The sequence below is a fragment of the Amycolatopsis sp. NPDC024027 genome (genome assembly GCF_040638975.1).
In the GTDB taxonomy this organism is placed as follows: Bacteria; Actinomycetota; Actinomycetes; order Mycobacteriales; family Pseudonocardiaceae; genus Amycolatopsis.
Genome location: NZ_JBEZYY010000003.1, coordinates 574,964 through 586,714 on the forward strand (window position 1 = coordinate 574,964; position 11,751 = coordinate 586,714).

Annotated in this window: 11 protein-coding genes; 6 read left to right on the plus strand and 5 right to left on the minus strand. The window is 68.3% G+C overall.

Annotated elements, in window-relative coordinates:
- Positions 1 to 23 precede the first annotated feature (23 nt).
- Positions 24 to 2,423, plus strand: coding sequence for a non-reducing end alpha-L-arabinofuranosidase family hydrolase (locus AB0F52_RS11875; RefSeq protein WP_360168233.1), 2,400 nt, complete (start codon positions 24 to 26; stop codon positions 2,421 to 2,423).
- Positions 2,424 to 2,529: 106 nt separating this feature from the next.
- Here AB0F52_RS11875 and AB0F52_RS11880 read toward each other — a convergent pair whose 3' ends face one another.
- Positions 2,530 to 3,576 (minus strand): NAD(P)-dependent alcohol dehydrogenase, encoded by a 1,047-nt coding sequence (locus AB0F52_RS11880; protein WP_360168236.1) that lies wholly within the window; start codon positions 3,574 to 3,576, stop codon positions 2,530 to 2,532.
- Between the two features lie 99 nt (positions 3,577 to 3,675).
- Between AB0F52_RS11880 and AB0F52_RS11885 the strand changes: the two genes are divergently transcribed.
- The 5 genes from AB0F52_RS11885 (at position 3,676) to AB0F52_RS11905 (ending at position 6,649) form a co-directional block, all read left to right on the plus strand.
- A complete protein-coding gene (locus AB0F52_RS11885) occupies positions 3,676 to 4,284 on the plus strand; it encodes a TetR family transcriptional regulator (RefSeq protein WP_360168239.1) in 609 nt (202 codons plus the stop codon).
- Between the two features lie 137 nt (positions 4,285 to 4,421).
- Positions 4,422 to 4,790: a hypothetical protein gene (locus tag AB0F52_RS11890; protein ID WP_360168242.1), complete on the plus strand. Its 369-nt coding sequence runs from the start codon at positions 4,422 to 4,424 to the stop codon at positions 4,788 to 4,790.
- A 114-nt stretch (positions 4,791 to 4,904) separates the two neighbouring features.
- Positions 4,905 to 5,255 carry an NUDIX domain-containing protein gene (locus tag AB0F52_RS11895; RefSeq protein WP_360168308.1) on the plus strand — a complete coding sequence of 117 codons (351 nt, stop codon included), beginning with the start codon at positions 4,905 to 4,907 and terminating at the stop codon, positions 5,253 to 5,255.
- A gap of 10 nt (positions 5,256 to 5,265) precedes the next feature.
- Positions 5,266 to 5,910, plus strand: a complete 645-nt coding sequence (locus AB0F52_RS11900) for a hypothetical protein (RefSeq protein ID WP_360168245.1) — start codon at positions 5,266 to 5,268, stop codon at positions 5,908 to 5,910.
- 436 nt (positions 5,911 to 6,346) lie between these two features.
- The gene (locus AB0F52_RS11905; protein WP_360168248.1) at positions 6,347 to 6,649 is read left to right on the plus strand and encodes a hypothetical protein; all 303 of its coding nucleotides are present in this window, start codon (positions 6,347 to 6,349) and stop codon (positions 6,647 to 6,649) included.
- Positions 6,650 to 6,658: 9 nt separating this feature from the next.
- Here AB0F52_RS11905 and AB0F52_RS11910 read toward each other — a convergent pair whose 3' ends face one another.
- The 4 genes from AB0F52_RS11910 to AB0F52_RS11925 all read right to left on the minus strand — a co-directional run bounded on the left by AB0F52_RS11910 (position 6,659) and on the right by AB0F52_RS11925 (position 10,999).
- On the minus strand, positions 6,659 to 7,219 hold the full coding sequence (locus tag AB0F52_RS11910; RefSeq protein WP_360168251.1) for a hypothetical protein: 561 nt from the start codon (positions 7,217 to 7,219) through the stop codon (positions 6,659 to 6,661).
- Between the two features lie 36 nt (positions 7,220 to 7,255).
- Complete coding sequence (locus tag AB0F52_RS11915; RefSeq protein ID WP_360168254.1) at positions 7,256 to 7,402, minus strand: hypothetical protein; 147 nt, start codon at positions 7,400 to 7,402, stop codon at positions 7,256 to 7,258.
- 219 nt (positions 7,403 to 7,621) lie between these two features.
- Entirely contained in the window at positions 7,622 to 7,795 is a 174-nt protein-coding gene (locus AB0F52_RS11920) for a hypothetical protein (RefSeq protein WP_360168257.1), read from the minus strand.
- Between the two features lie 117 nt (positions 7,796 to 7,912).
- Entirely contained in the window at positions 7,913 to 10,999 is a 3,087-nt protein-coding gene (locus AB0F52_RS11925) for an RHS repeat-associated core domain-containing protein (RefSeq protein ID WP_360168260.1), read from the minus strand.
- Positions 11,000 to 11,751: the final 752 nt, after the last annotated feature.

Sequence of the window (11,751 nt, forward strand, 5' to 3'; positions counted from 1 at the left end):
CCGAGACCGAAACGAGGACTGCGATGAACACCGGCTCACCCCCGCGGCGGCGCCTCCGGACCGCTGTCACCGTCCTCGCCGCCGCCGGCCTCGCGGCGACCGCCCTGGCGGTGTCGCCCGGCGTCGCCGGGGCGGCGAGCACGCTCGGGGCCGCGGCGGCGCAGAGCGGGCGGTACTTCGGCGCCGCGATCTCGACGAGCCACCTCGGCGAGGCGGCGTACGTCAACACGTGGACGACGGAGTTCAACGGCGTCACGCCGGAAAACGAGATGAAGTGGGACACGGTCGAGCCGAACCGCAACCAGTTCAACTTCGCGCCCGCCGACCGGATCGTCAGCCAGGCGAAGGCCCAGGGCATGAAGATCCGCGGGCACACGCTGGTGTGGTACCAGCAGCTGGCCCCCTGGGTCGGCGGGCTGGACGCGAACAACCTGCGCTCGGCGATGCTGAACCACATCGCCCAGGTGGCCGGCCACTGGAAGGGCCAGGTCATCGCGTGGGACGTGGTAAACGAGGCGTTCGAGGAGAACGGCACGCGGCGGCAGGCGACCTTCCAGCAGAAGCTCGGTGACGGCTACATCGAGGACGCCTTCCGCGCGGCCCGCACGGCGGACCCGAACGCCAAGCTCTGCTACAACGACTACAACACCGACGGCATCAACGCGAAGAGCACCGGGATCTACAACATGGTCCGGGACTTCAAGAGCCGGGGCGTGCCGATCGACTGCGTGGGCTTCCAGAGCCACCTCTCCTCGAACTCGAACCTGAGCAGCTACCAGGCCAACCTCCAGCGCTTCGCCGACCTCGGGGTCGATGTCCAGATCACCGAGCTCGACGTCGGCGGCTCGGGGGCCGGCCAGGCGAACGTGTACCGGCAGGTGACCCAGGCCTGCCGGGCGGTGACCCGGTGCACCGGCATCACGGTCTGGGGCGTCACGGACAAGTATTCGTGGCGCTCGGGCGACACCCCGCTGCTGTTCGACGGCAACTACGGCAAGAAGCAGGCCTACACGTCCGTCCTCGACGCGCTCGGCGGCGGCGACCCGGATCCCGGCGGGAGCACCGGCCCGGTGCGCGCCACGGCGGCGAACCGGTGCCTCGACGTCCCCGGCTCGGCGGGCACGGCCGGCACCCAGGTGCAGATCTGGGACTGCCACAGCGGGGCGAACCAGCAGTGGACCCGCGGCAGCGCGGGGGAGCTGAGCGTCTACTCCGGTGCGGGGAAGCGGTGCCTGGGCACCGCGGGCGGCGGCACCGCCGCGGGCACGGCGGCGGTCATCGCGGACTGCACCGGCGGTGCCGGGCAGAAGTGGACCTTCACCGGCAGCGGCACGGTCACCAACGGCCAGTCGGGACTGTGCCTGGACGTGTCCGGCGCGGGGACCGCCAACGGCACCAAGGTGATCATCTGGAGCTGCAACGGCGGTACCAACCAGCGGTGGACCGGACCGTCCGCGCCGACCGGCGGCACCCTGCCGGCCCGCTATTCGTGGAGCTCCAGCGGGGCGCTGATCGCCCCGAAGTCCGACGCGACGCACGACATCGCCGGGATCAAGGACCCGTCGGTGGTCTACGCCGACGGGAAGTACCACGTGTTCGCCAGCACGGCGAACGCGGCCGGCTACAACCTGGTGTACCTGAGCTTCACGGACTGGGCCCAGGCGGGCTCGGCCACCCAGTACTACCTGGACCAGTCCGGGATCGGCACCGGGTACCGCGCGGCACCCGAGGTGTTCTACTTCGCGCCGCAGAAGCTGTGGTACCTGGTGTACCAGGACGGCAACGCGGCCTACTCGACCAACCCGGACATCGGCAACCCGAGCGGCTGGAGCGCCCCGAAGCACTTCTACCCGTCGATGCCGGCGATCATCCAGCAGAACATCGGCAGTGGCTACTGGGTCGACATGTGGGTGATCTGCGACGCGGCCGACTGCCACCTGTTCTCTTCGGACGACAACGGGCACCTCTACCGGTCGCAGACGTCGGTCGCGAACTTCCCGGACGGCATGAGCGACCCGGTCATCGCCGCCCAGGACGCGGACCGGTACGCGCTGTTCGAAGCGTCCAATGTGTACAAGGTGGCGGGCGCGAACCAGTACCTGCTGATCGTGGAGGCGATCGGCGTCCGGGGACGGTACTTCCGGTCCTGGACGTCGAGCGCGATCGCCGGACCCTGGACCCCGCTGGCCGACACCGAGAGCGCCCCGTTCGCCGGCGCGGCCAACGTCTCGTTCCCGGCCGGCTCGTGGACGACGGACATCAGCCACGGCGAGATGGTCCGGGCCGGTACGGACCAGACGCTGACCATCGACCCCTGCCGCATCCGCTACCTCTACCAGGGCCGGGATCCCGCCTCCGGTGGGGACTACAACAGCCTGCCGTGGCGACTGGGCCTGCTGACGCAGACGAACGCCACCTGCTGACCGGTGCCCGCCGAAAGCCCGGCGGGCACGTTGAGGGAGAGGACCTGGCCTGCTTCACCGTACCGGCGCGGTGAAGCAGGCCAGGGCCGTCGGCGCCCGGGAACGGTCAGCCGGCGGCGTGGTCGAGGTCGGCCAGGTCGAGGACGAAGCGGTAGCGGACGTCATTGCGGGACAGGCGGTCCAAGACCTCGTTGACCCGGGCCGACGGGACGGTTTCGACGTCCGCGGTGACGGAGTGGCGGGCGCAGAAGTCGAGCATCGCCGCGGTCCCGGCCCGGCCGCCGCTGCCCGCCGAGGTCAGTTTCTTGCGGCCCACCAGCAGGTCCATCGCCTCGACCGTGAGTGAGCCGAGGTGGCCGACCTGGCTGAGGGTGCCGTCGAGGGCGACCAGCCGCAGGTACGGACCGAGGTCGTGGGGGACCGCGATGGTGTCGATGACGACGTCGAACCGGTCGCGGGCCGCTTCGAGCTGCCGGGGATCCGCCGACACCAGCAGCTCGCGCGCCCCGAGCCGGGTCGCGTCCGCGGCCTTGTTCGCCGACCGGCTGATGACCGTCGTCTCGGCGCCGAGGGCGACCGCGAGCTTGACCGCCAGGTGCCCCAGGCCGCCGAGGCCGATCACCGCGACCCGGGTGCCGGGGCCGGCACCGAGCGCGCGCAGTGGTTCCCAGACCGTGATGCCCGCGCACAGCAACGGTGCGGCGGCCGCCGGGTCGAGGCCCGCGGGGAGCCGGTAGGCGAAGTCTTCCCGGACGACGTATTCGCGGGCGAACGCGCCGAGGGTGGGGGAGCCGTCGTGGCGGTCGGTTCCGCCGTAGGTCAGCGTGGGGAACTCGGCGCAGAAGTTCTCCTGGCCGCGGCGGCACATCGCGCACTTCCCGCAGGAGTCGACGATGTTGCCGACCGCCACCGGGTCGCCGGCCGCGAACCGCGTCACCGCCGGGCCGGTTTCGGTCACGACGCCGGTGAACTCGTGGCCCGGCACCAGGCTGGTGCCCCGGGGGGCGTGCAGCGCGTGCAGGTCGGTGTGGCAGACCCCGCAGTGGCCCACGCGGATCGCGATGTCGTCGTCGCGCAGGTCGCGCCGGTGGAGCGTGGCGCGCCGGAGGGTGGGGTCGGTCGTGCCGGCCAGCCAGCCGGTGGTGGTCCGCATCGCAGCTCCTCGAAAAACAGAACAGTCGGTTTGTTTCTTCGAAGCTAGCGCGCCGAGCCCGGTAAAGCAAACCGACTGTTCTGTTGTAGGATGACGCCCATGGCCGACAAGCTGCTGACCTCGCGCGGAGCCGCCACGAAGCAGCGCATCGTGGACGCGGCGACCGAGGAGTTCGCCCGGTACGGCATCGCCGGGGCCCGCGTCGAGCGCATCGTCGAGGCGGCCCGGACCAACCGGGCCCAGCTGTACGCCTACTTCGGCAGCAAGGACGGGTTGTTCGACGCGATCTTCTTCGCCTCGCTGGAGCGGATCGTCAACGTGGTGCCGATCGACGGCGCCGACCTCGCCGGCTGGGCGGTCCGCCTCTACGACGAGTACCTGCGGCGCCCGGACCTCATCCGCCTCGCGACCTGGACCCGGCTCGAGCGGCGGCCGGCCGGGCACCTGGTGGCCGACGCCGACCGGCTGGACGACCCCAAGCTGCGTGCCATCGCCGAGGCGCAGGCCGCGGGACTGGTCCGGGCCGGCGATCCCTTCGACCTGATGACGATGGTGATCGCGATGTCCATGGCGTGGTCGCCGGTCAGCAACGTCTACGCCGCCACGGACGCGGAACCGGCCGAGGTCCACGACCGGCGCCGGGCGCTGCTGCGGGAGTGCGTGCGGAGCGTCATCGCACCGGGCGGCGGCGGGTTCAACGCCCACTGAGCAACCGAAAGCACCTGAAACCGCGACACACCCGGCCGCATCCCGGCCATCCACCGGGACGGTTGGCAGCGGCCCGATCAGATGATCGGTCAACCACTCGGGCCTACCTCGCGGAAGCCGAGGACGTTGCTCGTCGGTTGGGTGTCGACGGCAACCACTTGTGGACGGCGTTCGGGCCGACCAACGTCGCGATCCACCGGGTGAACACGGCGATGGAGCTGGGCGACGTCCAGGTCGCGCTCGACATCGGTCCGGCGCTGGACACGAGCACCCTTCCGCTGGAACGGCAGGTGCGCCACCTGCTCGACGTCGCGCGCGCGTACAACAACAGCGGCCAGAAGGATGCCGCCGTCGCCACGGTGCTCGATGCCGAACGTAGGGCGCCCGACCAGGTGCGACACCACTACCTCAGCAGGCAACTCGTGCTCAACTGGGTCCGCAACACGCCCGGCAAGCCCGCGTTCGAGCTGGACCAGCTCGCCAGGAGGATGCACGTCGTAGGGTAGAGGCGTGACAGATCCGACCGAGAAGTTCGCAACGCCCCGGATCGCCGCTGGGGCGTTGTTCGTTGATGGCGACCGCGTGCTGCTCGTTCGCAAGACGTACGGCACCGGTGGGATATCCCAGGCGGCTACGTCGACCGCGGCGAGTCGCCAGCGAGCGCGTGTCGTCGGGAGCTGCGCGAGGAGATCGGCCTCGATCGGGCTCCCGGCCGGCTACTCGTCCTGGACTGGGCACCGAACGAGAACGAAGGCGACAAGGTCCTCAGCGTCTTCGACGGCGGCGACCTCGGCGACGACGAAACGCGAATTAAGCTCGACGGCACGGAACTCGACCATTGGCAATGGGTGCCGGTGGCGAACCTCGGCGACTACGTCATTCCTCGGCTTGTCCGTCGACTAACGCGCGCGTACGAGGCGCGACAACAAGGCGCGACACTGTACCTCGAACACGGCGAGCCAACAGGCTGATAAGACGACCGTGACAAACGAGCAACTGACTTTGATCGCGGCCGCTGTTGCTGCCGCGACATCGCTTCTAGGGGTCGTGCTCAACGCCCGATCCTCAAGCCGAATTGAACTCGGCAAGTGGCGCCGGCAAGACGAGCGGCAACTCGCTGCAGGCATAGTAAAGAACTGCCGCGAAGCGGGACGGCAATGGAGCGCGGTTGCAATGCACGCTGACCGCGAGCGAGAAGGCACACTGCAACCACTTGAACGTCAGGACATCGAACGAGCACGCCGAAGTGTAAACACACTGGAGGACGCAGTCAGGACAGCCACCGCCGAGCTCGAACTGATAGCCGGCACGAAGGTCGTCGACTGCGCGGACCGGATACTTGACAACTTCGAATCGGTGCGGCATTTGCTCCGAGCAACGAGCGGCGCCGACGACAGAATGTCGGCGTTTCCGGGACTAATGCATGAGCTGGATAGCAAGCTCACGGCGTTCATCGATGCCGTTCGCAAAGAGCTGCGTGTCGACCGAGCTCCTGGCTTCCGACGACGAATGCGGGCCGCCAGACAACGCGTCGCGTGGACCATCAGTGCACGGTGGTACAGGCTCCGCCACTGGCGTCGATTGCACGCACAGCGCAAGGCCGCGGGCACTCCTCCCCGCGACTAGCACGCCCAGACCGGGGACAGGCCGGGGACAGCGAATCTGGCAACTGAAGCAAATCGCCAGGACGATCGCGAATCGTGAACGTTCAGGTGTTGCTGTTCTCGCAGGTCAGAGCACTGCCGCAGTCCTGGGGGTCAAGTGGTCGCAGGTTCAAATCCTGTCAGCCCGACGGACAGCGGGGTTTCGCAGCTCACAGCTGCGGAGGCCCGCTTTTTGCTGTGGTCGTGGTGTCGACCCGGTCTAACCCCGGTGCTGCGCGGGCTGTGCCCCGACTACCTGGACTTCGACGAAGGCCTGTTCCCGGTCGCCGCCTTCAGCCAAGACGAGTGGGCTGTCCACGGATTCCATAGCGGACTCCGGATCCGTCGATTCGGCCGACGACGACTGGAAACGACTGACCGCGCCGATTTACGCGGAGTTGTCCGGCGACGGGTTCGGGGTGCTCTCGCACCGGGGACGAGCGAACTTCGACTTCGCCCCGGACGGAACCCCGGCGGAGTCCGACGCCACCTGGGCGGCCGTGGCAGCGACGTCGATCCGCCGCCGCTACGGCTACCGGCACATCCTGCTGCACACCGACGGGCGGACATGCCAGACGCAGATCACCGGGGACACGGTGTCCGTCCAGCCGTGGCCCGCGGCCACCGGAAACACCGTGCTGACCAGAGTCGACGTGACCTACCTGCTCGAAGACGAACTCATCGGCTGGCCTCGCGCGCGATCGCCGCCGGGCGTTTGGTGACCTTGATCATCAGCTCGTGACGACCGGAACGTCGGTCAACGTCCGGATCGCCTCGGCGATCTCTTCAGCGGTCGCGTTCACGGTGTGGGTCAACACGACGAAGGAACTGCCGTAGCACCTCCTCTGCCACCGCGCAGCCCAGCTCGAGGACGCCCCGCGCCGGGACAGCGGATCGAACACCACGACCGCCGGCACCGACACCCCCGGCCGGGGCACGAACGCCACCACCCGGTAACGACCCAGCACCACGGCATACAGCCAGCTCGGCCGAAGCCGGCTGATTCGCACCTCCGCCAGCGCCGACCACGGCACCGCCTCGAATCCGCGCGCCTCGACACCATCCGTCCCGCAACGCAGCTGCCACGGCTTCCCGAGGGACCGGACCAGCGACACGACGCCGATCGCCAACCCCACGACGAACACCGCGGGAAAGGCGATCGCCAGCCACGGCGCCAGCAGACCCCGCACGGCGATCACGACCTCGAACACCAGGAACCCGGCCAGCACGCCGAGTGCCGGCAACTGGCCCCGGACCGACGGTCTCAACAACAGTGCTTCCGACGACTCCACGCCTCTCCCCCACATTCTCGCTCGGCCGGAAGCCCTTCACCGCTTCCGGCGATACCACGCGGAGACGATCGGAACAGCCAAGATCCCCAACGACAGCACCACGAGGATCACGATACCCAGCACGTCGCCGCTGGGCAGCAGCGGCCGGATCAGGTACCGGTAAGCGACCAACCAGATCGCCATTACCAGTAGCTGCACTCCAAAGCCGCGCCATTGGTCCTTTTTCCGAACGACCACAACTCGCTCCCCCCCCCCCCCCGGGTATCGGCGTTTCGGTCGCCGCCCCGTTCGCGGGACGAAGGGGCCAGGCGTCCCTTGCCGGAAGCCTGGCCCCTTCGTGTCCACAATGCTCCAGGTGTTCCGGAGCGGTATCGAACAGTCAGCGTGCGTGCTACACCGCCATCATCTGCTCCGCCAGTGACGACGCATCGCCAGAAGGGAGTATGCGAACAACCCCAGGACGATCGCCGCGGTGACGATCAGCAGCGGCTGACGTGCGATGACGGCGAAAATGATCGACGCGACGAGCAAGACCCCCGACACGATACTGAAGGCGACGCTCACGTTCTTGCTCATAGCGGGCCTTTCCTCCTGTTCACTTGATGGTGATCACCGGGCAAATGAACACCACCGCCGAAAAGCCGGTGAACGGCTCACGGGCTTGCCCACCGCGTTCGGTTCCTCTCGTGCCGGCTAGCCATTGCGGCAAGCCAGCGCCGCGGTACCGATCGCGCCCACCGTGGCGAAGGACGACGACACCGCGAGGGGAGCCGTGATTCCGCTGGTGGCCGCGGTGCTGGCCCAGATCGCCGCCGTGCCCAGCAGGGCGAAGGCGGCGCCCGCGCCGGCGTTCACACACCCCGCCGATACCGTCCCCGTGGGGTCGGTGCGGTTGACCGGGTCGCCCTGGCCGTAGGCGTACGCGTTGGCCTCCTGCCCGGTGGGGTCGGGCTGGGTGAAGCGGGCGTACACCGGGCTGTAGTGGCGGTAGCCGGTGAGGTACTCGCTGCTGGACAGCTGGTAGCTGCCGAGCCAGCGGAGCCGGTTGGCCGAGCCCGCCGGGCCGGTGATGCTCGTGTTGAACCCATACGGGGTGTAGCCGTAGGTGGCGGTGACCGCGCCGGCGTCGTCGACGAGGGCCAGGACGGTGCCCTGGTAGTCGGTGATGGCGTTGTGGTGCTTGCCCGCGGTGTCGACGAGGCCGGTGAGGGTGCTGTCGGTGTCGTGGGCGTAGGTGGTGCCGGCGCCGTTGTCCACGGTGCGGGACATACCCAGTGCGGTGTGGGTGAAAACGTGCGTCGTGGTGCCGGACCCGGCTTGTTCGGTGATCGTCGCGGGCTGGGTCTGGTCGAGGGTGTCGTAGGTGCCGGTGAACAGGGTGCTCGAGCCGGAGGTGACCGAGGTCAGCTGGTTGGTGACGCTGTAGTTCGCCTGGCCGCCCGGGTTGGTGGTCGTCAGGTTCCCGGCGCCGTCGTAGCCGACCGTGGTGCTGTCGATCTTGGTCATCTGGTTGGCGTTGTTGACGGTGTAGGTCCGGCCGTCGCCGGCGGTGACGTTGCCGGCGTTGTCGTAGCTGTAGGTGCGGGTGCCGGCCTTCGTGAGGCGACCGAAGCCGTCGTAGGTGTTGTCGGCCGTGCCGGTGGAGTCGGTGCGCGACTGGATCTGACCGGTGTCGGAGCCGTCGGGCCGGGTGTAGCGGTAGGAGGTCGAGAACACCGCTGTTCCGGCCGGGTTCTTGACCGTGATCCCGGTTTGCCGGGCGGACTTGTCGAGGGCGATGGTTTCGGTGGTACCGCCGGGCAGGGTGGCCGAAGTGCGGTGGTCGGCGTTGTCGTAGCCGTAGGTGGTGGTCTTGTTCGCCTGGTCCTTGACCGAGGTCAGCCGGTTGGCGGCGTCGTAGCCGTAGTAGATCCAGCCGGTCGGGTCGTCGACGGCGGTGAGGTTGCCGGCGCGGTCGTAGTGGTAGGTCGCGGTGCCGGTGGTCGTGCCCGCCGTGCGCACGACGCGGGTCAGCAGGCGTCGTTCGTAGCTGTTGGTGAGCGTGGCGCCGGTGGTTTGGGCGATGGTGCGGTTGCCGGTTTTGTCGTAGGTGTAGGCGGCCAGTCCGGTGCCGTCGGCCTTGGCGACAGAGACGACGCGGTCGAGTTTGTCGTAGCCGTAGACCAGTTTGACGCCGTTTCCGTCGGTGACGCTGGTGACCCGGGAGAGCGAGTCGTAGGTGTAGGTGGTCGGCTTCAGCGGCAGCGGCGGGGTGACCGTGGTGAGGTTGCCGGCGGTGTCGTAGCCGTAGGCGGTGGTGTGCCCGTTGCCGTCGATCACCGAGGAGACCAGGCCACGCGCGTAGGTGTACCGGGCGACGTCGGCGTTGAGCGCATCGGAGTGGACGCCGGTGACGTTGCCGAAGGTGTCGTAGCGCTTGGTGACCTTGTTGCCGGAGAAGTCCGTGACCTGGGTCGGCAGGTGCGGGTGGGCGGTGTCGGTGTAGCCGACGCTCACCGTCGCCCCGGTCGGGAGCTTGCCGCCCTTGAGGTTGTTGAGCGGGTCGTAGTCGTAGGTGACCGAATTCTTCAGGTCATCGGTCACCGACGCGACGTCACCGTGGGCCGACCAGGACTGGTCACGTTCGTGTCCGAGGGCGTCGACGGCCTTGGTCTGGCGGAAGCTGCCATCGAAGGTGTAGTCGGTGTTGTGGCCGTTGGGATCGGTCACCGTCGTGGTGTGCGTGTTGCTGTTCGAGTCGTAGTTGTACGTGTACTTGGTGACGCTGGCGACGCCGTCGTAGTTGGGCTCGGCCACCTGCGTCACGGCGCCGTGCCCGTCGTAGGACAGCGTGTAGACCCGCCCCAGCGTGGTGGTCAGGGTCGTGATCCGGCCGTCGGCGTCCAGGCCGAAGCTCATTTTGTCGCCGGCGCGGTTGGTGATCCCGTTGACCTTGTAGAGCTGGGGGTCCCAGCTGTAGGACGCGGCGACCTGGCCCGTCGGGTCGGTCACCGTCCGCAGCAGGCCGTCGCTATCGCTGGTGAGGGTGGTGACGCGACCTTGGGTGTCGGTGATCGAGGTCAGCGAGGAGTCGGCGTTGTAGCGGTAGGTGATGGTGCGGCCGTTGCGGTCGGCCTGGGACGACAGCTGCCCGGAGCTGGTGAACGACTGCACCTGGCCGGAATCGTCCTGGGTCAGGTGGTAGGTGCCGTCGGCGAGCTTGGTCAGCGTCGCGTGCGAACCGGACGGTGTGGTGAAGCTGCCGTCATCGTTCTTGGTGTATTCCGAGCAGTACCCGGTCGCGTCGCGGACGATGACCTCGTACGTCCCCACCCAGAGGTTGATGTCGTGCCCGGCGGAGATCGTCCAATGCCCGCCCAGCTCATTCCCCCAGATGTCTTCGCTGTTGTAGGTCGCATCGAAGGACATGTCCAGCCCGGTGCCCTTGATCGTCAGCTCCCGGTCGGTGATCATCGCGTTGCCGCTCGCCCGGTTGACCAGCAGCTCCGTGCGGTCGGAGATCGGGTAGCGGTCCATCGGGAACCACGGCTGCGTCCCGACCGGACCGCCCGTCAGGCACGTCTCCACTCTGGGCGACCGCGATCTCGGCGCCGCCGGCGCGGATCCGGGCGGGAGCTGGTCGGCCGGAAGGCCGGTCGGTGTCCGGTTCACTTTCGCCGGCGGTGTCCACGACACCGGCAGCGGCACCCCACCGCGCCCGGTCTCCGGTGCCGCGGACGCGGTCGCCGGGACCGCGGCGGCCAGCGCGAAAGCGGACGTCAACGTGATTGTGCGCAGCATAAAGTGCCGCAACGTTTTCCGTTGCATAAGAAGGCGAATCTCCCCTCGGAGCCGACAGGCCCCACCCCGGCGGCGGGATGCCACCAGCCCCAGCGACACTATGACGAGAGATAACCAAGAGCATGTCCCGGCCGACTCGATCACTCGATCGTCCTAACGGTTACTTCACACGTTGCTCCGTTCAGCGTGAACCGTCGGCACCAACCGGATCAGTCGATATGTGGGCAGGAACGTCTGCCACCGCGCCATTCGCGGATCGTTTTCCGGCTCGTCGGTGGGTTCCGCGAGTTCTCCGCCCACTGCTCGAGCTGGCGCCCCAGGGCTTTAGCCAGCGTTTAGCTTCAGCTGGATCACCCGTTTTCAAGCCTCGGGCTCTTCGTCGGCGTCGTCGGGCGGGAGGATCACATCGGGCCCGGTCTCACCAGGGCCGAACCCGTCGGCGGTGTCAGGTGCCCCCGGACCGGGATCGGCGGCCGCGATCTCCTGGTATCCCGTTTTCGGATTCGGCTCGAACGGCGAAGTCGTCATACCGCGGGCATACCCTCGCGACCGGCGTTTCATTCGGCGCCACGCGGCCGGCAGTCGCCCGGTAAGCGGCGACCCCTGAGCAAAGGCAGGCCGTGCTCCGGCGCCCGAACCGCGGGCACCGGAGTACGGCCTCGGTGGACTCAGATCTTGTAGAAGTCCGTGTAGTGGTTGGGCGAGAACCAGACCACTCCGGTGGTCAGGTCGACGATGATCCGGTAGGCGTC